Annotated in this window: 21 protein-coding genes and 2 pseudogenes; 16 read left to right on the top strand and 7 right to left on the bottom strand. The window is 73.0% G+C overall.

Features of this window, described 5'->3' with window-relative positions; all coding sequences use genetic code 11:
• Positions 1-45: 45 nt before the first annotated feature.
• From AB0L21_RS30220 to AB0L21_RS30205, 4 genes are all read right to left on the bottom strand, one after another.
• Entirely contained in the window at positions 46-2,928 is a 2,883-nt protein-coding gene (locus AB0L21_RS30220) for an FAD-binding and (Fe-S)-binding domain-containing protein (RefSeq protein ID WP_365787626.1), read from the bottom strand.
• A 14-nt stretch (positions 2,929-2,942) separates the two neighbouring features.
• Positions 2,943-4,109 carry an anhydro-N-acetylmuramic acid kinase gene (locus tag AB0L21_RS30215; protein WP_365787624.1) on the bottom strand — a complete coding sequence of 389 codons (1,167 nt, stop codon included), beginning with the start codon at positions 4,107-4,109 and terminating at the stop codon, positions 2,943-2,945.
• A 168-nt stretch (positions 4,110-4,277) separates the two neighbouring features.
• Positions 4,278-5,849, bottom strand: a complete 1,572-nt coding sequence (locus AB0L21_RS30210) for a sodium:solute symporter (RefSeq protein WP_365787622.1) — start codon at positions 5,847-5,849, stop codon at positions 4,278-4,280.
• A gap of 8 nt (positions 5,850-5,857) precedes the next feature.
• Positions 5,858-6,856, bottom strand: coding sequence for a BadF/BadG/BcrA/BcrD ATPase family protein (locus tag AB0L21_RS30205; RefSeq protein WP_365787620.1), 999 nt, complete (start codon positions 6,854-6,856; stop codon positions 5,858-5,860).
• A 227-nt stretch (positions 6,857-7,083) separates the two neighbouring features.
• Here AB0L21_RS30205 and AB0L21_RS30200 point away from each other — a divergent pair, with 227 nt between their 5' ends.
• The 3 genes from AB0L21_RS30200 (at position 7,084) to AB0L21_RS30190 (ending at position 10,737) form a co-directional block, all read left to right on the top strand.
• Entirely contained in the window at positions 7,084-8,028 is a 945-nt protein-coding gene (locus AB0L21_RS30200; protein ID WP_365708208.1) for a MurR/RpiR family transcriptional regulator, read from the top strand.
• 112 nt (positions 8,029-8,140) lie between these two features.
• Positions 8,141-9,037, top strand: coding sequence for an N-acetylmuramic acid 6-phosphate etherase (gene murQ / locus AB0L21_RS30195; protein WP_365787619.1), 897 nt, complete (start codon positions 8,141-8,143; stop codon positions 9,035-9,037).
• Between the two features lie 119 nt (positions 9,038-9,156).
• Positions 9,157-10,737, top strand: a complete 1,581-nt coding sequence (locus AB0L21_RS30190) for a glycoside hydrolase family 30 beta sandwich domain-containing protein (protein ID WP_365787617.1) — start codon at positions 9,157-9,159, stop codon at positions 10,735-10,737.
• Here AB0L21_RS30190 and AB0L21_RS30185 read toward each other — a convergent pair.
• Positions 10,698-10,985, bottom strand: a pseudogene (locus AB0L21_RS30185) (antibiotic acetyltransferase); the annotation flags it as partial. The gene AB0L21_RS30190 and the pseudogene AB0L21_RS30185 sit on opposite strands and share 40 nt — an antisense overlap.
• A gap of 374 nt (positions 10,986-11,359) precedes the next feature.
• On the opposite strand from AB0L21_RS30185, the pseudogene AB0L21_RS30180 reads away from it, so the two are divergent.
• The 8 genes and pseudogenes from AB0L21_RS30180 to AB0L21_RS30145 all read left to right on the top strand — a co-directional run.
• A pseudogene (locus AB0L21_RS30180) lies at positions 11,360-11,542 on the top strand (deaminase); the annotation flags it as partial.
• 423 nt (positions 11,543-11,965) lie between these two features.
• Positions 11,966-12,322 carry a hypothetical protein gene (locus AB0L21_RS30175; protein ID WP_365708203.1) on the top strand — a complete coding sequence of 119 codons (357 nt, stop codon included), beginning with the start codon at positions 11,966-11,968 and terminating at the stop codon, positions 12,320-12,322.
• A gap of 92 nt (positions 12,323-12,414) precedes the next feature.
• Positions 12,415-12,681, top strand: a complete 267-nt coding sequence (locus tag AB0L21_RS30170; RefSeq protein ID WP_365708201.1) for a DUF2630 family protein — start codon at positions 12,415-12,417, stop codon at positions 12,679-12,681.
• Positions 12,682-12,813: 132 nt separating this feature from the next.
• The gene (locus AB0L21_RS30165) at positions 12,814-14,709 is read left to right on the top strand and encodes a Na+/H+ antiporter NhaA (RefSeq protein ID WP_365787615.1); all 1,896 of its coding nucleotides are present in this window, start codon (positions 12,814-12,816) and stop codon (positions 14,707-14,709) included.
• A gap of 93 nt (positions 14,710-14,802) precedes the next feature.
• Positions 14,803-14,967, top strand: a complete 165-nt coding sequence (rpmG, locus tag AB0L21_RS30160) for a 50S ribosomal protein L33 (RefSeq protein WP_014669330.1) — start codon at positions 14,803-14,805, stop codon at positions 14,965-14,967.
• Between the two features lie 67 nt (positions 14,968-15,034).
• Positions 15,035-15,295, top strand: coding sequence for a type B 50S ribosomal protein L31 (locus AB0L21_RS30155; protein ID WP_365708197.1), 261 nt, complete (start codon positions 15,035-15,037; stop codon positions 15,293-15,295).
• A 37-nt stretch (positions 15,296-15,332) separates the two neighbouring features.
• Positions 15,333-15,455 carry a type B 50S ribosomal protein L36 gene (ykgO, locus tag AB0L21_RS30150; protein ID WP_365708195.1) on the top strand — a complete coding sequence of 41 codons (123 nt, stop codon included), beginning with the start codon at positions 15,333-15,335 and terminating at the stop codon, positions 15,453-15,455.
• Positions 15,456-15,561: 106 nt separating this feature from the next.
• Positions 15,562-16,014, top strand: coding sequence for a GNAT family N-acetyltransferase (locus AB0L21_RS30145; protein ID WP_365787613.1), 453 nt, complete (start codon positions 15,562-15,564; stop codon positions 16,012-16,014).
• Between the two features lie 156 nt (positions 16,015-16,170).
• Here AB0L21_RS30145 and AB0L21_RS30140 read toward each other — a convergent pair whose 3' ends face one another.
• Positions 16,171-17,106, bottom strand: a complete 936-nt coding sequence (locus AB0L21_RS30140) for a LysR family transcriptional regulator (protein WP_365787611.1) — start codon at positions 17,104-17,106, stop codon at positions 16,171-16,173.
• A 133-nt stretch (positions 17,107-17,239) separates the two neighbouring features.
• On the opposite strand from AB0L21_RS30140, the gene AB0L21_RS30135 reads away from it, so the two are divergent.
• Entirely contained in the window at positions 17,240-18,478 is a 1,239-nt protein-coding gene (locus AB0L21_RS30135; RefSeq protein WP_365708189.1) for an MFS transporter, read from the top strand.
• A gap of 318 nt (positions 18,479-18,796) precedes the next feature.
• Here AB0L21_RS30135 and AB0L21_RS30130 read toward each other — a convergent pair whose 3' ends face one another.
• On the bottom strand, positions 18,797-20,494 hold the full coding sequence (locus AB0L21_RS30130; RefSeq protein WP_365787609.1) for a hypothetical protein: 1,698 nt from the start codon (positions 20,492-20,494) through the stop codon (positions 18,797-18,799).
• A 223-nt stretch (positions 20,495-20,717) separates the two neighbouring features.
• Between AB0L21_RS30130 and AB0L21_RS30125 the strand changes: the two genes are divergently transcribed.
• From AB0L21_RS30125 to AB0L21_RS30110, 4 genes are all read left to right on the top strand, one after another.
• Positions 20,718-21,131: a YciI family protein gene (locus AB0L21_RS30125; protein WP_365708185.1), complete on the top strand. Its 414-nt coding sequence runs from the start codon at positions 20,718-20,720 to the stop codon at positions 21,129-21,131.
• On the top strand, positions 21,131-22,276 hold the full coding sequence (locus tag AB0L21_RS30120; RefSeq protein WP_365708246.1) for a DUF6596 domain-containing protein: 1,146 nt from the start codon (positions 21,131-21,133) through the stop codon (positions 22,274-22,276). The genes AB0L21_RS30125 and AB0L21_RS30120 overlap by 1 nt, the downstream gene beginning before the upstream one ends.
• A gap of 721 nt (positions 22,277-22,997) precedes the next feature.
• Positions 22,998-23,831, top strand: a complete 834-nt coding sequence (locus AB0L21_RS30115; protein WP_365787607.1) for a helix-turn-helix domain-containing protein — start codon at positions 22,998-23,000, stop codon at positions 23,829-23,831.
• 117 nt (positions 23,832-23,948) lie between these two features.
• Complete coding sequence (locus AB0L21_RS30110) at positions 23,949-24,995, top strand: PhlD (protein ID WP_365708181.1); 1,047 nt, start codon at positions 23,949-23,951, stop codon at positions 24,993-24,995.
• Positions 24,996-25,004: the final 9 nt, after the last annotated feature.

Below are 25,004 nucleotides of genomic sequence, written 5' to 3'. Positions count from 1 at the left end.
GGCCGCGGTGCCGCCCGGCCGGAGCCGGTCGCGCCGTGTGTCGCCTCAGGCCGTCGCCTCGTCCAGAAGTTCCAGCACGTGCCGGTAGGGGTGGCCCGTGGCCCGGGTCATGCCCAGCTCGCAGGTGCGGTTGCAGGAGGCGTACGCGTCGTACGTGCCCGTGCTCAGCTCGGCGGCCTGGGCGGCGACGGCGGACGCGGTGATCTCCGGGTGCAGCAGACCCCGGTCCCCGGCGAACGCGCAGCAGCCCCAGCTGTCGGGCACGGTCACCTCGTCGCTCACCGCCGCGGCCACCGTACGCAGGGCGGCCTCGATGCCGAGGTGCACCGTGGAGCAGGTGGGATGCAGGGCGAGGCTGCCCAGGCGGCGGGGTTCGGGCAGGGCGGGGAGCAGGTGCTCGGCGGCGAAGACGACGCTGTCGACGAAGCGCAGCGACGCGTAGCGGGCGCGGTCGGACTCCGGGAGGGCTTCGCGCAGTTGGGCCAGGCCGTGTGTGCAGGACGAGGCGTCACACACCACCGGCAGCCGGCCGTGCTCGCTCGCCTCCCACAGCGCTTCCAGGGTGCGGGCGGCCATGGTGCGGTACCCGGCGGTGTACCCCTTGGACTGCCAGGGGGTGCCACAGCACAGCCCGCCCAGCCCGGAGGGCACGGCGACGGGAATCCCGGCCCGTGCGCACAACCGCAGAAAGGCCGCCGTCGCGCCGGTCGCTTCGCCAGGCCCCTTCCCTCCGTCTTCCTCGGGAGCGAAGAGACTGCCGATGCACGCGGCGAAGAACACGGCGCGGGCTCCGCTCGGTTGGCGGGGTGCGGGGCGGGCGGGGCCGCCACGGGGGATGTCGTCGGTCCAGGCCGGTACCAGGTCGCCCGCCCCGAGCCGGCGGAGCGCACCGGTGGCGGTGCGCAGGACGGGGGAGGGTACGGCGTGGGCCGTGTCCAGCGCGACGCGGACGGCCTTGACCGTGGTTCCCCAGTGCCGGGCCACCGTGTTTCCCGCGCGCTGCGCGACCGCACCGTGCCGGTCGGCGCGCAGGCGTTTCATGACCGCCCCGGTGTCGATGGTGACCGGGCAGGCGGTGACGCAGAGGCTGTCGGCCGCGCAGCTGTCGACGGCCGCGTAGGCGTAGTCCTCCGACAGCGCGCGCCGCCGCTCCTCGTCCCCCGCCGCCGTGGCCAGCGCGATCTCGCGCCGCAGGGCGATGCGCTGACGCGGCGTCGTGGTGGCTTCCGCCGTGGGGCACACCGGCTCGCAGTAGCCGCACTCGACGCACGCGTCGACGGCGGGGTCGACCTCCGGGATGCTCTTGAGGTTGCGCAGGTGCGCGTTCGCGTCGTCGTCCAGGAGCACACCCGGGTTGAGCACCCCGTGCGGGTCGCACAGCCGCTTCAGTTCGCGCATGACGTCGTACAGCTCGTCGCCGTACTGACGGCGCACGAACGGCGCCATGGCCCGCCCGGTGCCGTGCTCGGCCTTCAGTGTGCCCCCGGCGTCCAGCACGAGGTCGGCCATGGCGTCGGTGAAGCGGGCGTAGCGCTCGACCTCGGAGGCGGAGTCGAAGTCCTGGGTCAGCATGAAGTGGAGGTTGCCGTCGCGGGCGTGACCGAAGATCACCGCGTCCTGGTAGCCGTACCGGTCGAAGAGCCCGGTCAGGCCCTCGCAGGTACGGGTCAGCCGGTCCATCGGCACCGCGATGTCCTCCAGCAGCGCGGTGGTGCCGGGACGGCGCGCGCCCGCGACGGCGGTGTACAGGCCCTTCCGCAGGTGCCAGAGCCGCGCCCGCAGGCGCGGGTCGCCCACGAGCGCGGTCCCGGTGACGGCGGGCAGCCGGTCCAGGGCCCGCCGCGCGTCCGCCACCCGCGCCGCCAGCGGTTCGGGGTCCTCCTCGGCGAATTCCACCAGCAGGGCGGCGTGCCGCTCCACGCGCAGGCCGCGCACCTCGGCGACGGGGTCGGGGGACTGCTGCGCCACCCGGAGCGACGCGGCGTCGAGGAGTTCGGCGGTGCGGGCCCCGGCGGCGAGCAGCGCGGGCAGGGCGCCGGTGGCCTCGGCGAGCCCGGGCAGCACCAGCAGGCCGGTGGCGGTGTGCGGCAGCAGGGGGACGGTGCGGAAGACGGCCTCCCCGACGAAGCCGAGGGTGCCCTCGCTGCCGATCATCAGATGGGCGAGGATGTCGGCCGGTTCGTCGTGGTCCAGGAACGAGTTGAGCCCGTAGCCCATGGTGTTCTTCATCGAGAACAGCCGCTCGACGGTGGCGCGGGACCGGGCCGAGCCGCGCACGCGGTCACGCAGCCGCAGCAGGCCCGCGTGCAGTTCGGGCTCGCGGGCGCGCAGCGCCTGGTCCGCGTCGGGGAGCGCGGTGTCGACCACGGTGCCGGAGGGCAGTACGAACTGCAGGGACTCCATGGTCCGGTAGGCGTTGTCCCGGGTGCCGCAGTTCATGCCGCTGGAGTTGTTGGCGACGAGGCCGCCGATGGTGCAGGCGGACTCGCTGGCCGGGTCGGGGCCGAGCCGGCGCCCGTACCGGGCGAGCCGTGCGTTCACCTGCCGTACGGTCAGCCCCGGCTGCACCCGGACGCGCAGGCCGTCGTCGAGGACCTCGGCGTCGCGCCACGCGCTGCGGACGTCCACGAGGATGCCGTCGCCGCCCGCCTGCCCCGCGAGGCTGGTGCCCCCCGAGCGCAGGGTGAGCGGCAGTCCGGCCGCGCGGGCGCCGGCCATCAGGGCACCCACCTCGGCCGCCGACACGGCACGCACCACCGCGCGCGGGGTGAACAGGTACGGCGAGGCGTCGTGGGCGGCGGCGATCCTGCGGGGGACGTCGGTCGTGACCCTGGCCGGGTCGTCGACGCACGCGGACAGCAGCTCGGCCAGGCGGTCGGGCCGGTCCACCGGGTGCGCGGTCGCGGAGGAGGCGTCGGAGGGGCTCATGGGTCCTCGGGTGGTCAGACGATCCGCAGCAGGCGCGGCGGCTGTGCGACGGGTGCGGGCAGGCGCAGCGGCGCCAGGCCGGGGGTGATGCTGCCGAGCAGCGTGGCCCTGGCGGCGCCGGTGGCGGAGGGGTGGGTGCCGGGCAGGCCGTGGACCGTGAGGAAGCCCAGGACGGCGAAGGCAAGGGCCTCCTTGGCGTCGGAGGGCAGACCGACGTCGTCGCTGCGGCGCACCGGCACCCCGGGCAGCTCTTCGCCGATCATGCGCATGAGCACCGGGTTGCGGGTGCCGCCGCCGGAGGCGACGAGCTGGGTGACCCCGTGGGCACGGCAGGCGTCGGCCACGGTCACGGCGGTCAGCCGGGTCAGCGTGGCCAGGACGTCGTCGGGGGCGGGCGTGGGTACGGCGTCGAGCGCCCGCAGCAGGTACGGCAGGTGGAAGTGTTCCTTGCCGGTGGTCTTCGGGGCGGCCCTGCGGTAGTAGGAGTCCTCCAGCAGGAAGCGGAGCAGCTCGGGGCTGACCTTTCCGGCGGCGGCCCGGCGTCCGTCCGCGTCGTAGGCGGCGTTGTCGCCGGTGAAGTGCCGTACCGCGGCGTCGAGCAGGGCGTTGGCGGGGCCGGTGTCGAAGGCCAGCGGCTCGGCGCCGGGCGCGAGGACGGTGACGTTGGCGATGCCGCCGAGGTTCAGCGCCGCCGGGGTGCCGGGAAGGGCGCGCAGCAGCAGGGTGTCGGTCAGGCCGACCAGCGGGGCGCCCTGGCCGCCGGCGGCGACGTCCCTGCTGCGCAGGTCGGAGACGACGGGCAGCCCGGTCTCCTCGGCGATCCAGGCCGGCTGGCCGAGCTGCAGGGTGCCGCGGACGATGCCGTCCTCCACCCAGTGGTGCATGGTCTGGCCGTGCGAGACCACCAGGTCCGCCGTCCCCGCGCACAGCTCCCGCAGGGCACGCGCCGCCGCGCCGGCGAAGGCCTGCCCGATGCCGCTGTCCAGCGCGCAGACGGCCTGCGTGGTCGTGGTGGCCGGCGGCAGGGTGGCGGCGATCAGGCCGCGCAGGTCGTCCGGGTAGGGCACGGAGAGATGCCCGAGGGGCCGCAGGAGCAGGGTGCCGCCGTCCAGGGCGAGGTCGGCGGCGGCCGCCTCGATCGCGTCGTACGACGTGCCGGACATCAGCCCGATCACCCGCATGGCCCCTCCTTCACCGTCCCCCGTCCGCTCGGCGGACTGAGTGCGCTGCGACTGGGACATGGTGCGTGCCTCCGGGGGAGCGTGTGTGGAAGGAGGGGGGCCGCGGTAGGGGGCCGCGGCGCTCCGGCGGGGGACGGTCGTGCCGTCCCGCCCCCCGCCGGGCGGTCCTCAGTCCTGCTGGACGGCTGCCGCGACCTGCCCCTGACCGGGCTTCGGCTCGTCGTCGGTCGGGCGGGCCGGCGTGGGCTCGGGGGCGCGGTGGAACAAGCTCATCAGACCGCCGACGACGAGGGTGACCACCACGCCGATCGGGACCAGCCACTGCGCGGCGATGGCTGTCGGCACGGTGGCGCCGCCCACGGTCACGTCGATCTTCACCTCGCGCACGGTGTACGTCATCACCGCGACCGTCACCAGGAACGCCACCACGGAGTCGGCCTCGCCCGCGCGCCGGACGATCCGGCCGAGCAGGAACGCGCCGAGCAGGGCGCCGTAGGTGTAGCCGGCGATGGTCAGGCCGGTGAGGTAGACGTTGCCCGTGCTGGTGCTGAACGCACAGGCGAAGACCGCCATCAGCGCCGCCCACACCAGCGTCATCACCCGGGCGAGCTTCAGCAGGGACGCCTCGGAGGGCGTCGTACGGAAGAAGCTGTGGATGATGTCGGCGACGGTCGAGTTCGACATGGAGTTCAGCGCGGAGGACAGCGAGCCCATGGCGGCGCCGAGGATGCCGGCCACGAGCAGGCCGGAGATCACCACGGGCAGCCCGTGCAGGATGAAGTTCGGGTAGAGGTTGTCGGAGCTGCTCAGGCCCAGCTCCTTGAAGCTCTTGCCCTCGTTGTACGACCACAGCAGCGCGCCCACCAGGGAGAACGCCGCGAACTGGAAGGTGACGAAGACACCGGAGGCGATCATGGCCTTCTGGCCGTCGCGCAGGGAGCGGGTGGCCAGGATGCGCTGGACGATGAGCTGGTCGGAGCCGTGGCTGGCCATGGCGAAGATCGCGCCGCCGACGATGGCGGTGGGCAGGGCGAACGGGCTGGTCAGGATGTGCGCGAGGCCGAAGTCGGTGTCGAACAGCTTGAACTCGCCCGCGTGCAGGGCGCGGGAGAAGCCGGCGCCGCCGACGTGCCCGGACAGGACGGCGATGGCGAGGACCGCGCCGCCCAGGTAGAGGCCCATCTGGATGGCGTCGGTCCAGATGACCGCCTTGATGCCGCCGAGGTAGGTGTAGACGACGGTGATCACGGTGAGCACGATGATGATGACGCGGTAGCCCGCGTGCACGCCGAACTCGTCGAGCAGCAGCTTGATGGGGATCGCGGAGGCGAACAGCCGGACGCCCTCGGCGAGGAGCCGGGTGAAGACGAAGGTGACGGAGGCCAGTCCCTGGAGTTTCAGCCCGAATCTGGTCCCCAGGTACTGGTAGGCGCTGACGAAGCCGCCCCGCTTGTACAGGGGGATGAGGACGGTGGCCACGACGACGCGGCCGATGACGTAGCCCAGGGCCAGTTCGACGTTGCCGAAGCCCTGTCCGCTGTAGGCGCCGCCGGGCACGCTGATGACGGTGAGCACGCTGGTCTCGGTGGCGACCACGGAGAACGAGACCGTCCACCACGGCATGCTGCCCTCGCCGACGAAGTAGTCCTTCGACGTCTTCTGCCGGCCGGCCAGGCGCAGTCCGATCACGGCGATCGCCACCAGATAGACGACGATCACCACGAGGTCGAGTTGGCGCACGCTCTCTCCTAAGCAACGGCCGGCGGGGAGACCGGCGGGGTGGGGACAGGGGGGAAGGTGGCCGTCCGCCGGACGCGGACGACGTGGGGTTCGTGCGGCCTGCGGGCGTCCAGGGCCAGCAGGCGCGCGCCGTCCAGCGGGTCCCCGAGCGGGGGGTGCAGCCGCAGGGGGCGCGGGAAGCCGGCGAGCGTCGAGCGCAGCGGCCCGAGCAGCGGTTCGCCGAGGCCGGTGAGCCCGCCGGTGACGGCGACGTCGAGGCCGTCGCCGCCGATCCGGCGGGCCGCGGCGCGCACGGCCTCGCCGAGCGCGGTGCCGGCGTCCCGGACGATCGCGCAGGCCGTGGGGTCACCCGCCGTGGCCGTGCGCGCGACGTCCGGTGCGAAGGAGGCGGCGGTGCGGGCGGGATTGCCGTCGCGCCCCAGGGCCAGGGGCAGCCGGTCGGGGTCGCCGAAGCGCTCGGCGGCGGCGGCCAGCAGGGCGGTGTCCGGGCCGCGTCCGTCGTGGGCGCGCAGCGCGGCCCGCAGCCCGGCCGCGCCGATCCAGGCGCCGCTGCCCTCGTCGCCGAGCCAGGGACCCCATCCGTCGACGCGGGCGTACGTGCCGTCGTCCCCGATGCCGATGGCCACCGAGCCGGTGCCGATCGCGAGCACGACGCCGGTCCGGCCGCCCAGGGCGCCGGCGTGGGCGGTGACCGCGTCGCTGGTGACGGCCACCTCCTCGGCGGACAGGTCGTCCAGGAGCAGCCCGGCCAGGGCGCGGGCCGCGTCCGGTGCGGCGGCGGCACCCGCCGCGCCCACACAGACGGCGGCCGGACGGACGGACGGCTCCCGCGCCAGGAGGGGCCGGACGGCGGCGAGCACGGCCGCACGGGCCGTCGTCACTCCGTCGTCGGTGGCGAGCCCGGGGGCGCCGGGCACCTCGTGAACGTCTCGGGCAGGGCCGGTGCCGTGCCACAGCACGGCACGGCAGCCGGTCTTGCCCAGGTCCACCGCGACTGCTGCTGTCATGCGGCACGCCTTCGTGTGTCCAGGGGATCCGTCACGTCGAACGGTCACAGAGTGGCCAGGAGGCCGGTGGCCGGCGCGGATCGCGGTGCAGCGAGTATCAGAAGGCGAACCTCCGGATGTCAATAAGTAACCTCATCGAGTGAGTCCCGTAAATTTTTGACGTGCCTCGCGGGGCCTGGTTACTGTGGCGCCACCCAGAAGGGCGTCCCCCCAGGAGGCAGCGGTCCATGGCCGGCCAGAAACCACCCCGCACCCCGGCCCGGCCGGCGGACGAGTCCCCCGCCGGTACCCTGGCGCGCATCCGAGCGGAACTGCCCGCCATGGCACCGTCGGAACGGCGGGTGGCCGACGTCGTCCTGGCCGATCCGGCGCAGGCGTCGGAGCTGTCCATCAGCGCGCTCGGCCGGCGGGCGGACACCTCGGTGGCCACGGTCATGCGCTTCTGCCGGACGATAGGCATCACCAACTACCCCCAGCTGCGCCTCGCCCTCGCCGCCGCCGCGGCCCGCGAACACGCCCTCGACGGCGAGCGCCCGATGCCGAGCACCGACATCAGCGCCACCGACACGCTGAGCGAGATCGTCGAGAAGATCATCTACAACGAGGTGCGGGCCCTGGAGGACTCCGGGGCCGGGCTGGACATCGACGTGCTGGGCCGTGCGGTGGACGCCGTGGCGGGGGCGCGGCGGATCGACATCTTCGGTGTCGGCGCCAGCGCCTTCGTCGGCCAGGACCTGCACCAGAAGCTGCACCGCATCGGCCACATGGCGTTCATCTGGACCGACCGGCACGCCGCCCTCACCGCGACGGCCCTGCTCGGACCCGGCGACGTGGCCCTCGCCATATCCCACTCCGGGGAGACCGAGGACACCGTCGAGCCGCTCCAGGCCGCCGCCGCACGCGGCGCCACCACCATCGCCCTCACCAACGTCCCCCGCTCCGCGCTGGCGCGCAGCGCGGACCTCGTGCTGACGACCTGCGCCCGGGAGACGCCCTTCCGGTCCGGCGCGACCGTCAGCCGCATCGCCCAACTCGCCGTCGTCGACTGCCTGTTCGTCGGCGTCGCCCAGCGCGGCTTCGACGCCGCGACCGCGGCGCTGCACGAGACCTACGAGGCCGTCCGGCGCCGCACGTCCCCGCAGCCGGGACGCCGCGCGCACACCGGCGACTGACGGCACGCCCGCCACCCTGCCGTCGGCACCGTCCCGAGTCCTTCGGCACCACCTCGGAGCCCTCCGGCTCCACCCGTGAGCTTCGAGTACCGCCCAGGAAAGGAAAAGCGCCGTGGACCTCAGCACTCTCGGCACCGAGACCCGCAACGAGCGGACCGCCGACCTGGACCGCATGCCGGTCGGCGAACTGCTGTCGGTCATGAACGACGAGGACCAGACGGTCGCCCTCGCGGTACGCGGCGCCCTCCCGGAGATCGGCACCGCCGTCGAGGCGATCACCGCGTCCCTGCGCCGGGGCGGACGGCTGATCTACCTCGGCGCCGGCACCAGCGGCCGTATCGGCCTGCTCGACGCCGTCGAGTGCCCCCCGACCTTCGGCACCGCCCCGGACCAGGTGGTGGGCCTGCTCTCCGGCGGCCCCGGCGCGTTCGTCGTCGCGGTGGAGGGCGCCGAGGACGAACCCGAGCGGGCCGCCGCCGACCTGGACGGGATCGGCGTGAACGACCGGGACACGGTCGTCGGGCTCGCCGCCAGCGGCCGTACCCCGTACGTCGTCGGCGGCCTGCGGCACGCCGCCGCCAAGGGCGCGACGACGGTGTCGGTCGCCTGCAACCGCGACGCGGTGATCAGCCGCTGTGCCGACATCGCCATCGAGGTCCCCACCGGGCCGGAGGTGCTCACCGGGTCGACCCGGCTGAAGGGCGGCACCGCCGAGAAGATGGTGTGCAACATGCTCTCGACCGCTTCCATGGTCCGTCTGGGCAAGGTCTACGGGAACCTGATGGTCGACGTCCGGGCCAGCAACGAGAAGCTGCTCGACCGCGCCCGCCGCATGGTCGTCCAGGCGACCGACGCGGACCCCGACGCCGCCGCCGAGGCCCTGCGGGCGGCGGGGGGCCACGCCAAGACCGCCATCGTCATGCTCCTCGCGCACTGCACCGCCGAGGAGGCCGCCCGGCGCCTGGAGAAGGCCGACGGCGACACCCGCAGAGCCGTGGAGCAGGCATGAGCAAGGCTTACTTCAAGCCTTGACTTAACATCGCGGAATTGCTTGGATCCGGAGCGGTAGCGCGCCGCCGGCACCGTACGGCGCCGACCCCGACACCCCCCGGAGCCCAGGGAGCAGGCGTGAGACGTCATCTCACCGCACTAGCGGCCGTCGCGACCATGACCCTGTCCGCGCTGGTCGGCGCGGGCCCCGCCGCACACGCCGACCGGGCCGCGGGCGGGCCGCCCGGACCCGGCCGGATCGTGACCGGCACCTACTCCACCGGCGCCGCGCGGGCATGGCTGCCGCTGCCGGAGGTCAGGACGGGCACCGATCCCGGCGGCCCGGTGACCGCCACCGTCGTCGCGGACCCGGACGCCGTCCGGCAGCAGTACGCGGGCGTGGGCTTCTCCCTGGACGAGACGAGCGTGTCCAACCTGTGGAAGCTCACCCCCGCCAAGCGGGAGGAGGCCGTCCGGCTGCTCGTCGACCCCGTGCACGGCGCGGGCCTGGACCGGTTCCGGCTGACGATCGGCAGCCCCGACCTCATCGAGCACCTGCCGTTCTGGTCGGAGGACGACCTGCCCGCCGGTGTCACCGAGGACTTCGGGCTGACGTACTTCTCCATCCGGCGGGACATCGACCTGCACATCATCGACACGGTCAAGCTCATCCAGCGGTACAACCCCCATGCCACCTTCTTCGCGTCGGCGTGGAGCGCACCGGCGTGGATGAAGACGAACAACCGGTTCACCGGGCAGGTCGCGCTCAAGCCCGGGAGCAGCACGGACTACTACCAGGCCGGCAAGTTGCGGGACGACTGCATCGGCGTCTTCGCCCGGTACTACGTCAAGTTCGTCCAGGCGTACGCCCGGCACGGCATCCGGGTCGACGCCCTGACCCTGCTGAACGAGCCGGGCATGGACGTCGTCTACCCGGCCATGGACATCAGTGTCGCCCAGCAGCAGAAGCTCGCCCTGGCGATCAAGCGTGAGTTCCGGGCCGCCCGGCTGAACACCCGGCTGTACGTGCATGACTTCAACTTCTGGGACTGGCGCGACCCCCACAGCGAGGCGACCAAGAACTACCACCGCATCTTCGACGACGCCCCCGACGGCTCGGTGACCGGCGAGCAGGTCCGCGAGGCGGCCGACGCCATCGCCTTCCACCCCTACTGGGGGGACCCGCGCGTCATGCGCGACGCCTACGAACAGACGGGCAAGCCGGTCCAGCTCACGGAGACGAGCGATCTGTCGCCCTCGACCATCCTCGACGACTTCCGCCTCGACGCCGGTTCCTACATCCTGTGGGCGCAGACCACCGACCAGGACGGCGGGACCCTGCACTGGACACCGGCCCGGGACAACGACGTCGACTGGGACCAGGTCGCGGCCACCACCAAGTGGCGGGACCGGCTGGTGACGGTGAACACGGCCACGCGCGACTTCACCGTCCGCGACGAGCTGTACCCGATCGGGCAGTTCGCCAAGTACCTCTCGCCCGGCGACGTCCGCCTCGAATCCAGCGCCGCCGAGCACGGCATCGGCAATGTCGTCTACCGCACGAAGAACGGCGGCTTCGTCGCCGTCCTCGGCAACAGCACCCACACCGACGGCAAGGTCCGGATCACCGTCGCCGACCAGACGTTCGTGGTGACGGTCCCCGCGGACTCCTTCGCCACCTACCGCTGGAGGAGCGGCCCCGGCCACCGGCCTCGGTGACCGCCCGGGGCGGCGGCCTCCAGGTCGGCGATGCTGCCCGACATGATGGTCCGCACATGCTCGGTGATGTGCTCCAGGGGCCAGTCCCACCAGGCCACCGCCAGCAGCCGGGCGATGTCCCGGGCGTCGTGGCGGGTGCGGACCAGGCGGGCCGGGTTACCGCCGACGACGCCGTAGTCGGGCACGTCGCCGGTGACCACGGCCCCGGTGCCGATGATCGCGCCGTGCCCGATGCGCACGCTGGGCACGGGCATGGCGAACGGTTCCCCAGCGGTTGACGTGACACGGGCCGCTCCATGATCGCGGTACCAGGTCGTCCCGTACACCGGTTCACTGGAGGGCGATGACGGTGTTGCGCCATGCCTTCGGGGCCGCCGCGAGCAGGGGAAGTGTCGGAACACATGGATGGGACACCGGGCAGCCCGTGGCCGGGGACCGGGCTGGACCCGCCGGCCGGGCGGGTGCTGGAGTACCTGGTGACCGTGCCGTCGGCGGAGGCCCTGCGGCAGCTGGAGGACGCCGCGCTGGCGCTGCGCGTCGACGGTGTGACGGCACGGTGGGCGGCCGGCCCCCCGCGCGCCGAGGCCCTGGTGGAGCGGCTGCACGAGAGGTACGAGGAGGTGCCACCATCCGGCAGTTCCTCGACGCCGACCTCGTCGACACTCTGCGTGTGGCGGTGTCGCCGGTCCGGCTCGGGTCCGGACTCCGTCTGTGGGAGTCCCCCGACGAGCTGCTCGACCGGTTCCACCTGGAGGTCGTGCCCAGCCCGAGTGGTGTGACGCACCACCTTTTCCGGCGAAGGTGACGTGAGGGCCCCCTCGCGTCCAGGCCGCGACGGCGAGGAGGCGTCGGCGGCGGCTTCGAGGAGTTCGACCGGGCGGTAGCCGCCCTCGATGAAGATCGGCCCGCCCGGCTGCGCGGCACCGCCGAATGGTGAGCCGCCGGGGCCGGGTCCGCCCTGCTCGGCCACCCGCGCGGGCGTACCTGTCGCGGTCGGATCGACGACGCCTCGCGCCTGGTTCTCACCGGCTACGCCGCCCGGGCGCCCCTGGTTTCCCGTCCGGCACCTGCCGATGGCCGGGTACCTTCCGCCGGGCGACGGCGTGCCGATCGCCCCGCCCTTGTGGATGATCGTACGGAGAGGAGGCTGGATACCCGGTATGCCTCACATGTCCTACGCATCCGGCATGCCCCGGCCTCGTTCGTCACCGCAAGGGAGACACCTGTGATGCGCTCGATCACGACAGGGACGGCCGCCGTACTGGGTGCCGCCGCGCTGTGCCTCTGGGCCCCTGCCCCTTCGTTCGCCGGTGCGGACGCCGCCGCCCGGGCGTCGGTCACGTACTGCGGCGCGGACAAGGCCACCGGGCTGGCGGTCTTCGCCGACCCGGCCGAGTCCTGCACCGCGGCCCTGGAGGTCGCGAGCGCCTACACCAAGTCCGCGTCCAGCAGGTCGGGCGCACCCGCCACGATCCGCGTCGGCGCGACCGCCTGGACGTGTCAGGAGCGTCAGGGCGACCCGAATCCGTACCGGGAATGCGTGAGCACGAGCGACAGCGGTCGCCGGGTCGTGCTCACGTCCTGACGCCGTGCCTCGTCCTACCGTGGCGGATGTCCTGAACCTGCTGTTCAATGCATGGATCGAGTGATGTCGACTCACGGCGTGGGGAGAAGCGCATGACGACGGGACCCGGTGGCGAGGCCGAGAAGGAGATCCTCGGACGCATCACGGACATGATCAGCCAGGAGAAGGACCTGCGGGACCGTCTGGCGGACCACAGCATCGACCAGCCGACCGAGCAGGCACGCCTGGCGCGGCTGGAGACCGAACTCGACCAGTGCTGGGACCTGCTCCGGCAGCGCCGGGCCCGCGCCGCCGCGGGTCAGGACCCCGGGGAGGCACAGGTACGCCCTGCGTCGCAGGTGGAGGGCTACCTGTCCTGATGACCGGCATACGACGGCATCCCATGTCTCCACCCAGGTCTTCACCCATGGAATGAACGCCCCACCTGCCGCTGTTGCCCCGGCAGTGTCGGCCCCGACACGGCACTCGGCGCGAGGTGGAGATGAGCACGGATGAACATGGCGTTCGCACCCGATGACCTGTCGGGCCAGACCGCCTGTGCCGGCTCCCGCTCGCCGCTGCGCGACTTCCTGCGGACCGAGACCGGTAGCGCCGCCGTCCTGGTGACGGCGGCGCTCGCCGCGTTGGTGTGGGCCAACACGGCGCCCGCCGGCTACGCGTCGTTCTGGGAGACGCACCTGTCCGTCGGGCTCGGCGGCCACGGTCTGTCGCTGCCGCTGCGGGAGTGGATCAACAGCGGACTGATGACGCTGTTCTTCTTCGTCGTCGGGCTTGAGGCGCGCCGCGAGTTCGACATGGGTGAGCTGCGCGACCGCCGCCGTCTGGCCCTGCCGCTCGCCGCCGGGATCAGCGGCATGGTCGTACCGGTCGCCCTCTTCCTCGCGGTCAACGCGGGGCACTCGTCCGCGCACGGCTGGGGTGCGGCGATGTCCACCGACACCGCCTTCGCCCTCGGCATGCTCGCCGTCGTCGGGCACCGGTTGCCGGGCGGGCTGCGCATCTTCATCCTGACGATCACCGTGGTCGACGACTTCGTCGCCCTGGGCGTCATCGCCGTCGCCTACAGCGAGCACGTCGACGTGCCGGCGCTGCTGGTGGCGGTCGCCGTCTTCGGCGTCATGCTGCTCGCCCGCGCACTCGGGGTACGCCGGGGCCTGGTCTACGCGCTGCTGGCGCTCGTCGCGTGGGTCGCGCTGCTGGAGTCGGGCGTCGACCCCGTGGTCATCGGCCTCGCCATGGGCCTGCTCACCTACGCCTATCCGGCGGCACGCGCCGACCTGGAACACGCCACGGGTCTGTTCCGGATGTTCCGCGAGCAGCCGACGCCCGAGCTGGCACGCTCGGTGCAGGCCGGCCTCGCGTCGGCGATCTCGCCCAACGACCGGCTGCAGGGCCTGTACCACCCGTGGACCAGCTATCTCGTCGTCCCGCTGTTCGCCCTGGCCAACACCGGTATCCCGCTCGACGCCGACCAGCTCGAGCGGGCGTTCACCTCGCCGGTCACGCTCGGCATCCTGCTCGCGTTCGTCGTCGGCAAGCCGGTGGGCATCCTCGGGGCGTCCGCGCTGGCGTACGGGCTCAGCCGAGGGCGGGTCCGGCCGCAGGTCGGCTGGGGAGCCGTCGCGGCGGGCGGCGCCCTGGCCGGGACGGGTTTCACCGTCTCCCTGCTCATCGCGACCCTCGCCTTCCAGGGGACACAGCTGGCGGACGCCAAGATCGGCATCCTGAGCGCGCTGGTCGGTTCCTTCCTGACCAGCCGGCTCGTCACCGCGGTCCTCGCGGTGCTGCCGCGCCGGCTGCGGCAGCGGGCGCTGCTCGGCGACGCCGAGACGCTCGTCGACCTGGCGGTGCCGGTCGATCCCGACCGCGACCACGTCCGGGGGCCCCGGCACGCGCCGGTGACCGTCGTGGAGTACGGCGACTACGAATGCCCGTACTGCGGACAGGCCGAACCGGTCGTCCGTGAGCTGCTCGGCGACTTCGGTGACGTGCGGTACGTATGGCGGCACCTCCCCCTGACGGACGTGCACGTGCACGCCCAGCTGGCGGCCGAGGCGGCGGAGGCCGCGTCCGCGCAGGGCCGCTACTGGGACATGCACGATCTGCTGCTCAGCCACCAGGGCGAGCTGCGCCTCGGCCATCTGCGCACGTACGCCGACTCCCTCGGGCTGGACGCCGAGCGCTTCGACCGGGATCTGCGGTCCCACCGGGGCGCGGCGCGGATCGCCGAGGACGTGGAGTCGGCGGACCTCAGCCAGGTGGCGGGCACGCCGACGTTCTTCGTGAACGGGCGCCGGCACCACGGGGCGTACGACATCGTCAGCCTGTCGGCGGCGGTGCGGGCGGCCCGGGAGCGGGCGGCGATCGGGGCCCGCGGAGGGCGGTGAGGGCCGGGAATGCATCACCGGGTGCTGGTGTTGAGAGAACTGTCTGACATGTTCGAGTCAACGGACTCGGGCAGTCGGCGGAAGGAGTCCCTCATGGCACGCAGCACCACACGCCCCGTCGTCAAGCTGAAGTCGACGGCCGGCACCGGAGTCACCTACGTGACCCGCAAGAACCGTCTGAACGACCCCGACCGGCTGGTCCTGCGCAAGTACGACCCGGTGGCCGGCGCGCACGTTCTCTTCCGCGAGGAGCGCTGACCCGCGCGCACCCCGCTTCCCACCTCCGCCGCCCGCCGGCAAAGGCTCCCCCGAGGAGGAACACCCCATGAGGAACGGCATCCACCCCGTCTCCCGCCCCGTCGTCTTCCGCGACCGCGCGGCAGGCTTCCAGCTGCTCACCCGCTCCACCATCGACACCCGGCGGACGGTCGAGTGGGAGGACGGCACCACGTATCCGGTCGTCGACGTCGAGATCTCGTCGGCGAGCCACCCGTTCTACACCGGCACCTCGCGCGTGGTGGACACCGCGGGCCGGGTGGAGCGCTTCCAGCGGCGCTACGGCCGTACCGCCGCCGACCGCCCCTGACGGCGGAACCCGTTCGACCCCCCGGGAGGAGACCGCGATGAAGGTACGCAAGTCCCTGCGCTCGTTGAAGGCCAAGCCGGGCGCCCAGGTGGTGCGCCGGCGGGGCGTGACCTTCGTGATCAACAAGAAGGACCCCCGCTACAAGGCCCGCCAGGGCTGACGCCCCGCCGCGCCGCACCCCACGGCCCGGCACCGCGCACGCGGTGCCGGGCCGTTCCCGTTCCCGGCGCCGTGAAGGGGAACCCGGCGGCGGTAGTCTGGCGATCATGGGGGAGTGGAGGACGCGGCCGGCGTCGGAGGCGGACGTCGAGGCGGTGGCCGAGTTGCGGGCCGTGGTGCTGCGGGCGGATCTGGAGCGGCTCGGACGGTACGACGAGGCACGGGTGCGGCAGCGACTGCGGGACGGGTTCGCTCCGGCGCACACCTGGGTGATCGAGGTGAGCGGCGCCTTCGCCGGCTGCGTGGCGCTGCGGCCGGCCGCCGGCGCCCACTGGCTGGAGCACTTCTACCTGGGCCCGCACCTCCAGGGCCACGGCATCGGCACGGCCGTACTGCGCGGGCTGCTGGAGCGGTGCGACCGCGACGGCATCCTGGTCCGGCTGAACGTACTGCGGGGCAGCCCGGCCCGGCGGTTGTACGAGCGGCACGGATTCACCCTCGAAACCGAGGACCCCGTGGACGTCTTCATGGTGCGCGAGCCGGCCTCGGCCGCAGGGTGATCACCTGCCGGGGGTCGGACCGAGACGGGCGGATGGCGGTGGATGCCGGCCGGGGCCGCGGCCGTCGGCGCCATCCGCGCCGAGCCGGAGCAGCGTGTCGTGGAGCCGCCGGCCCGGTGCGGCCGGAACGGTGGCCTGCTCGCCGTAGCGGGTGTGTCAGCGGGGAAGCACCCAGCCCGGCGTCCAGGTCCCGGCGGTGTCGTGGCCGGCCGGTGTGGCGGTGAGGTGGGCGCGGAGGGTGGCCAGCGCCGGGTGGGGGTTGTCGCGGTGCCACAGGAGCGAGTGCGGGTAGACGGGCGTCGGGTCGGTCACCGGGATGCGGCGCAGGCCGTGGCCGGCGGGCCAGACGAGGCGGGTCCGCTCGGTCGTGAAGGTGGCCAGGGCCGGGGTGTCGGCGACGGTGTCGAGGAGCGCGTCGGAGCCGAAGTTGGGGCCGGTCGCCTCGATGGTGAGGCCGAACTCGGCGACGAGATCGTCGTAGTAGGCGGCCCACTCGGTACCGGGGACGATGCCGGGCATCCAGATCCGGTGACCGGCGAGCTGAGCCGGCGTCACCGACCGGGCGCCCGCCAGCGCGTGGGCCGGGCCGGTGAGGAGCTGGTGCGGCTCGTCGAGCACGCGGACGGACTCGATGTCCTCGGGCAGGGGCCGGCCGGGCATGGCGACGGCGCGGAAGGACGCGTCGACGGCGCCGGACCGGATGGCGGCGACGGCCGTGTCGACGTCGAACAGCATCACCACGTCGAGGTCGATCTCGGGATGCGCGTGGTGGAAACCGCGCATCAGGCCCGATGGCGCGACGCGCGAGGCGATCACGTCGACGCGCAGCGGACGGCGGCCGGTGCGCACGGACGCGGTCGCGCGCTCGGCGACGCGCAGCAGCTCGCGCGCGTGCGGCAGGAACGCCTGCCCGTCGATGGTGAGCTCGACGCCGCGCGCGGTGCGGGTGAACAGCCGCACGCCGAGGTCGCGCTCCAGCGCGGCGACGCGCTTGGAGACGGCCTGCTGGGTGACCGCCAGCTCGGCGGCGGCCTCCTGGAACTGCCCCGCGTCGGCGGCGGCGACGAAGGTCCGGACGGTGTCGAGGTCCATGCCGACACCCTAGAGCCACAACCACTGGTTGTAGCCGACGGCTCTGTGGTTGTTTGATCCCTGCTCGCGGCGCTCGCTTTGATGCTTCCGGTCGCGGATCGGTTGTGCGGGTGAGGGGCGAGGGGCGTCGGACATGAGGAACGGGCACCGGCTGGGGCGGCGGTTCGGGTGGCTGTGGGGAGCGTACGGGGCCAGCGCGCTCGGCACGTGGCTCGCGTTCGGCGCGTTCCCGCTGATCGCCGTCCGGGTCCTGCACGCCGGGCCGGCCGAGGTCGCCGTGCTCTGCGCCGTGGGCGCGGCGGTGGGCGCGGCCGTGGCGGTGCCGCTCGGCCCGTGGGTGGAGTTCCGCCGCAAGCGGCCCGTGCTGATCACGATGGACCTGGTGCGGTGCGCGGCGCTGCTGACGATCCCCGCCGCGTACGCGCTCGGCGCGCTCACCTTCCTTCAGCTCCTGCTGGTCTCGGTCGTCGTCGCGGCGGCCGACATCACGTTCCGCGCCGCCTCCGGCGCGTACCTGAAGACACTGCTGCCGGCCGAGGACCTGCTCGTCGCAGGCGCCCGGTTCGAGTCCACGACCTGGACGACCACGATCATCGGACCGCCGCTGGGCGGTGCGGCCACCGGGCTCCTCGGTCCGGTGGCGACGGTCGTGGCCGACGCGGTCAGTTACCTGCTCTCGGCCTTCGGCATCCGCGCGACGGGCGGGCAGGAGCCGCCGCCCGAGCGCCGGCAGGCCGCGCGCATGCGGGCCGGGGACCTGCTCGACGGCTGGCGGTACATCCTCGCCGACGCGACGCTGCGTCCGCTGTTCTTCAACACCGCCTTGTTCAACGGCCTGGTGATGGCCGCCGAGCCGCTGCTGGCCGTCCTGATGCTCGGCCGGCTCGGGTTCACGCCGTGGCAGTACGGCCTCGCCTTCGCCGCGCCCTCGATCGGCGGGCTGCTCGGCTCACGGCTGGCCCGACCGCTCGCCACCCGGTTCGGGCAGCACCGCGTCCTGGTCGTGGCCGGTACGCTGCGTGCCCTCTGGTCCGTCGCCCTGGCCTTCACCGGGCCGGGCACCGGAGGGCTGCTGCTGGTGATGGGCGTCGAGCTCGGCCTCATCTTCTGCTGCGGGGTCTTCAACCCCGTCTACGCCACCTACCGCCTGGAGCGCACCGCGACCGACCGGGTCGCCCGCACGCTGACCGCCTGGACGGTGACGACCAAGGCCTCGACCGCGCTCCTGACGGCCGTCTGGGGCGTCCTGGCCGGCCTGCTCGGCCCGCGCACGGCCATCGGCATGGCCGGCGCGCTCCTGCTGGCGACCCCACTGCTGCTCCCGCGCCGCGCGGCAACGCCCCTCCCCGAGCCGGAACCGAGCCGGGCCTGACGTCCCGCCGCGGCCGTCACCGCGGCCGGGCCGCGCCGGCCCACGAGCCAGTCCTGATCACCGGCACCTCCTCCGGATACGGCCGGGAGACCGCCCGCCACTTCCACGCGCGGGGACGGAACGTCATCGCCACGATGCGCACCCCGCGTCCGGACCTCCTTCCCGGGTCCGACCGGCTGCGCGTCATCGCGCTCGGCGTGACCAGCCCCGACAGCAGACCGACACCTTCGGCGTGACGGCGACGACACAGGCGGTGCTGCCCCGGTTCCGCGAGCGCGGCTCCGTCCCGACGCGGTCCGGCCCGCCCGCACGTGACGGTCAGTGGTCCTCGGCGCAGCAGCCGTGCGGGGGCGCGGAGCCCGCGGTGACGGTCCGGAGGCGGCAGAAGCAGGACGCCTCGACCGGTACGTCCGCCAGCGCCGCGGCGATCTTCAGCTGCTGGGCCACGATCCGTGCCTCCCCTTCCTTGCCGAGCCGCACCAGGCACTCGTGGAGACCGTGCAACGCCCAGACGTTGCCCGGGTGCTGGAGCGGGCGGGGGAGCGTGTCGTCGAGTCCGAGGTCGGCGCGGTAGACGGCCTCGGCCTCCGCGACCAGGCCCTGTTCGAGGAGCAGGGCGCCGTAGGCGTGCCGGGTGGGCTGCATCCAGCCCCACGGCTCGTCGTACGGCAGGCCGTCGTCCAGTTCGATCGACCGGCGCAGCGCCGCGAACGCCGCCTCGTACCTCCCCTTGCGGTACTCCAGCTCCCCGTCCAGCATCTGCGCGGCGATGGCCAGGATGTCCGTACAGGTGTTGTTGAACAGCATCCGTGTCCGCGGCACCCGGGCGACCGCCTCACGGAACAGCGCGCGTTCCGTGTCGGCCTCGCCGGTCCGGCCCGTGGCCGAGAGGGCGACCCCGCGCGCGTACCGCAGCATCGCTGTCGTGACGCAGTACAGCCGGGCGTCGGCGGGCAGCGGCAGGCGCAGGATGTCGTCCCAGCGGCCGAAGCGGATGAGCACGTGCACCCGCATCGCGAGGAAGCCCTCCAGCCAGTCCGCCATGGGCGGGCTCTCCACGCGCAGCAGTTCCCCGGGTACGGCGGCCTCCAGCCGGTCCGCCGTTTCGATCGCGTCCTGGAAACGGCCGAGGAACATCGCACCGTAGATCTTGAAGTGGTGGTTGTGGCACCGGTACAGGGTGTAGAAGTTCATCGCGCCCGCCCGGGCACGGAACTTCTCGTCGGCCGTGATCGCCTCGGTGTTGTCGGAGATCACCCGGCGGTAGTCGCCGCAGAGCACTTCCAGGTGGGACGGCATGTGCTGGAGATGACCCGCGTCCGGCACCAGACCCCGCAGCCGGTCACCCGCCGGCAGGGCGGCCTCGGGCGTCGGGGACATCTCCATCAGGTGGATGTACAGGTGGAGCAGGCCCGGGTGCCGCGTCCCCGCCTCGGTGGCGAGGGCCTTCTCAAGGACCGCCCTGGCCTCGGTGGTGCGCGCGCCCGGGGCCGGACCGCCCGTGCGGATGTCCCACAGCTGCCAGGGCGTGAGGTTCATCAGGGCGTCGGCGTACAGGGTGGCCACGTCGAGGTCGCCGTCGGCCAGTCGGTGGGCGGCGCTCATGCTGTCGGCGTAGGCGGCGTTCCACACGGAGCGGTCCTCGGCGTCCGGGGCCCGGGACCGTGGGTAGCGGGCACCCAGCGCACCGATGAGGGCCTGCTCGACCGGGGCGGCGCCGGCCGCCTTCGCGTGTGCGCGCCGCACGGCGGCGTGCGCCCGCTCCACCGTCCGCTCCAGGTCCTGTTCGTCGAAGAACTCCCAGGGCTTGTTGTAGTTGGGGCCGAGCGCGTAGGCCAGGCCCCAGTCGGCCATGGCACAGTCGGGGTCCGCCGCGGCGGCGGCCTCGAAACAGCGGACGGCCTCCTCGTGGTTGAAGGCGTACGTCCAGTTCAACCCGCGGTCGAACCAGGTCTGCGCCTCGTCGGACGACGTGGTCACGCGCCGGCTGTGGCTGCCGAGGTCGTAGTAGTCCATGCCCGCGCCTCCCTCGTGTGGGTTGTCTGCGGGTCGCGCGGCGAAGGATATCTTCCAGCAGACCGCATTTCGTCACATACCGGTGGCTCGGGTTTCCGGTGCTCGGGCTCCTCCGCGAGAGCGCGAGAAAAATCCGGGCGGCGATGTCGAGAACCCGTGATCGGCTCCGTCCCAGGGGTGAACGCGGCCACAATGGGTCGCACCAGCACCGAGGAGAAGCACGATGGCCAAGTACCTGCTGCTCAAGCACTACCGCGGCGCTCCGGCAGCGGTCAACGACGTGCCCATGGACCAGTGGACGCCGCAGGAGATCTCGGCGCACATCCAGTACATGCAGGACTTCGCGGCCCGGCTGGAGAAGACCGGCGAGTTCGTCGACGGCCAGGCGCTCGCCCCCGAGGGGACGTGGGTCCGGTACGACGGTGAGGGGCGCCCGCCGGTCACCGACGGCCCCTTCGCCGAGACCAAGGACCTCATCGCCGGCTGGATGGTGATCGACGTCGACAGCTACGAGCGCGCCGTCGAGCTGGCCGGGGAGCTGTCGGCCGCCCCGGGCGCGGGCGGCAAGCCGATCCACGAGTGGCTGGAGCTGCGCCCGTTCCTGACCGCGACGCCCAACGTCACCGAGTGCCATTGATGAACGAGGCCCTGCTCAGGAGCCTCACGCCGAGCGTGCTCGCCCTCCTCGTCCGCCGCGGAGCAGACTTCGCGGCGGCCGAGGACGCCGTCCAGGACGCGCTGGTCGAGGCGGTCCGCGTCTGGCCGGCCGACCCGCCGCGGGACCCGAAGGGCTGGCTGGTCACCGTGGCCTGGCGCAAGTTCCTCGACCAGGCGCGGGCGGAGACCGCGCGCCGCCGGCGCGAGGACCGTCTCGACGAGGAACCGTCCCCCGGGCCCACGCCCGCCGTGGACGACACGCTCCAGCTCTACTTCCTGTGCGCCCACCCGTCGCTGACGCCGTCGTCCGCGGTGGCGCTGACCCTGCGCGCCGTCGGCGGGCTCACCACCCGGCAGATCGCCCAGGCCTACCTGGTGCCCGAGGCGACGATGGCGCAGCGGATCAGCCGGGCCAAGCGCACCGTCTCCGGTGTGCGGTTCGACCAGCCCGGCGACGTCGCCACCGTGCTGCGCGTCCTGTACCTCGTCTTCAACGAGGGGTACTGCGGCGACGTCGACCTGGCCGCCGAGGCCATCCGGCTCACCCGGCAGCTCGCGGCGGCGATCGACCACCCCGAGGTGGCGGGGCTGCTCGCCCTGATGCTGCTGCACCACGCCCGGCGCGCCGGCCGGACCGCGTCCGACGGCAGCCTGGTCCCGCTCGCCGAGCAGGACCGCGGCCGATGGGACACGCGCCTGATCGCCGAGGGCGTCGCGATCCTGCAGGCGGCCCTCGCCCGCGACCGGCTGGGCGAGTTCCAGGCCCAGGCCGCCATCGCGGCCCTCCACGCCGACGCGCCCACCGCCGAGGAGACCGACTGGGTGCAGATCGTGGAGTGGTACGACGAACTCCTGCGCCTGACCGACAACCCGGTCGCCCGGCTCAACCGCGCCGTGGCCGTCGGCGAGGCCGACGGCCCGCGCGCCGGCCTCGCGGCACTCGCCGAGCTGGACGCCTCACTGCCCCGCCACACCGCCGTAGCGGCCTACCTGCACGAACGCGACGGCGACCTGGCGACGGCGGCGCGGCTGTACGCCGAAGCGGCCCACCAGGCCCCCAACCTCGCCGAACGCGACCACCTGACACGCCAGGCCGCCCGCCTCAACACCCGTCGGCGCCCGTGAGGGGTCGCACCCGGATCCGAAGGTCGTACCGGTAGCGGGGCGGCTCGCCGTGTTCTCGCCCCCTGCCTGGTCGCCTCGGCATCGAGCGGGCGCGGTGGCGTGGTCCTCGGCGTGAACGCGACCTCGGACGCCGGCAGGGACGGGCCGGCGCCGCGTACAACGGCCGTACGGCTGGTGCCGCGGCCGTACTCGGGGATCGGCCGCGGCACCAGCCACCCAGGGCACTCCCGCGCACCGCACGAATGCCCCGCGCCGGCGTGCGTATGCGGAGCCGAACGGGTGAACCGACAGGAGTCCAGGGGCCGGTTGACGGCTACCGCGGCCGTGAGCCGGACGGCCGGTGCCGAGGCCCCTGGGGTGGGGCGAGGGGGCACCGGCCGTGGCCTGGCAGCCAGGACGTGTACCGCGGAGTGCCGCGTCTCGGGCGCCGCACGTGTCTCCCGCCGACGGGAGACGGCACCCGAAAACCGGTCGCCCTCCCGGTCCGTCCCGGTCCCCTGCTCACGGACACCGGCCGGCGACGCGAGCCATGCCGGTCAGCACCCGCGAGGGTGTCACCACGCGGTCACTGATCACCGCATCGGCGGGCCAGCGACCCCGCGTCACTGAGCATGCAGCACACAACCAGTCGATATCTACGGTGAATCTTTTACATCAATTGAGCGTGACACTAATTAAACTGAGCGGCAGTCAACGCCAGCCCCCGGGGGACAAGCCACCAGTGAACCGCCAAGCATTGAAAAAGCTCCTCAAAGACCGCCGCGCGCTCATATCCCCCGAAACGCACGGACTGACCCGCCCCACCGGCCGGGGGCGCCGCGCCCCCGGTCTGTCACAGGGTCAGGTCGACGAACTTCTCGGCTACTCCGAGCGCACCTACCAGCGCCTGGAATCCGGCAACTACCACCATCCCCCGGTCGACCTCCTGCGTGACGTGGCGCGCCTGTACGACATGAACGAGCAGGAATGGATCAGCCTCTGCCGGTACGCCCGCGGCGAGGACCCGCCCGGCCCCCTCTACGACACCTCGGGCCACGCCCTGCCCGCCGCCTGGGCCGACGCCGTCGCCGGCATCACGCACCCCGCGTACGTCACGGACGCCTCCTGGAACCTCGTCACCTGCAACGACCGCTTCCACGCCCTGTTCGACAGCGGCCGGGCGCCGGCCAACACCATGCGGTGGATGCTCCTGGACGGGCGTGACCAGCTCATCGACTGGGCCACGGCGTGGGCGCCGCTGGTGATGCCTCAGTTGCAGGCCGCGCTGGCCCAGCGCTCCGACGACAAGGTCCTCCGGCAGATCGAGGCGGACGTCCTCGCCGACCCTCTCGCCCAGCCCCTGTACGAGAAGGGCGGGGCCTCCATCCACCCCGACGGCGACGAGCGTCCGATCCGTCACGCGGTCGACGGGCCGGGGTGGGTGACGATGTGTGTGGCGCAGCCGCTCGCGGCGCCCGGGTCCCGGTGCATGATCCTCGTTTTCCGGCCGGGCCCGCGACGGACCGGGAGCCGACCGCGTATGTTGAAAGCCCAGGAGAAGGGCATGAACGCCTGAATCTGCCCGTCTTTGGTGCGCGGCCAGGCAGTATTTCGAGGACGGCGAAGGAAACAAACCAGCCAATTTTGCCGTACCTTGACTTAATCAGGTCGCAGCGCCTTCAGGGGGGAACCCATGCCTGTTCATATCGCCCGACCCACCACCGTCCTCGCTCCGCACAAAATCACCACAGCGGAGATAGCCGACGACATTCGCGCCCACCACCCCGACCATCCCCGGCTCGGTGCGATCCTCCGTGTCCTCGGCAACTGCGGCGTGGAGACCCGCTATTTCACCCAGTCCTTGGACTCGCCCACCATCAACGGCACCGCGGAGGTGGGCGACCGCGCCGCCCGTGCCTTCGCGGACGGCCTCACCATGGCCGAACAAGCCGTCCGCGCCACCCTCGACCGGTACCGGCTCCAGCCCGGCGACATCACCGGCCTCATCACCACCCACGCCACCGGCTGGGCCGTCCCGAACCTCGACGTCCACCTGGTCGAACGGCTCGGGCTACGGCCCACCATCCGCCGTACCGCCCTGACGACCACCGCCTGCGCCGGCGGAGCCCACGCCCTGGTCCGAGCCGTGGAACAGGCCCTGCTCCACCCCGGATCCCGCGTCCTCGTCGTCGCCGCCGAAGTGCTGTCCACCGCCTACAACCACGCCGACACCAAGATCGAGCACATGATCTACAAGGCGCTGTTCGGCGACAGCGCAGCCGCCACCGTCGTCTCCAGCGACCCCCTCGGCCCCGGCCTCGCCGTCGACGCGGACGGGCTGTTCGAGTACGTCCTCCCGGACAGCCTCACCCTGTACGCGGGCCGTATCGACAGCACCGGACTGCACTTCGACAGCACCAAACAAGCGACCGGCGGTGCCAGACACGTCATGCCCGCCGTCACCGGCTGGCTCGCCGGCCGCTCCGTCGACGTGCCCGTCATCCACCCCGGTTCCAAGCCCATCATCCTCGACACGGCCGACGCCCTCGGCCTCACCGGGACCGACGCCCGCCACTCCCTCGACACCCTCTCCGAAGAAGGAAACCTCGGTGGTGTATCGGTTCTCCGGGTCCTCGAACGCACCCATGGCGAACCCCCTGCCGACGGCGCGAGCGCGCTGGTGGTCGCCTACGGCCCGGGATTCTCCGTCTCCGCCCTCCGCGGCACCTGGCAGAGCTAGCCGGCAGCG

Origin of the sequence: Streptomyces sp. NPDC052721 (assembly GCF_040678315.1) — a bacterium.
Lineage (GTDB): Bacteria > Actinomycetota > Actinomycetes > Streptomycetales > Streptomycetaceae > Streptomyces.
The sequence above is the reverse complement of the archived record's forward strand: the minus strand, read 5'-3'. Positions and strand labels throughout refer to the sequence as shown.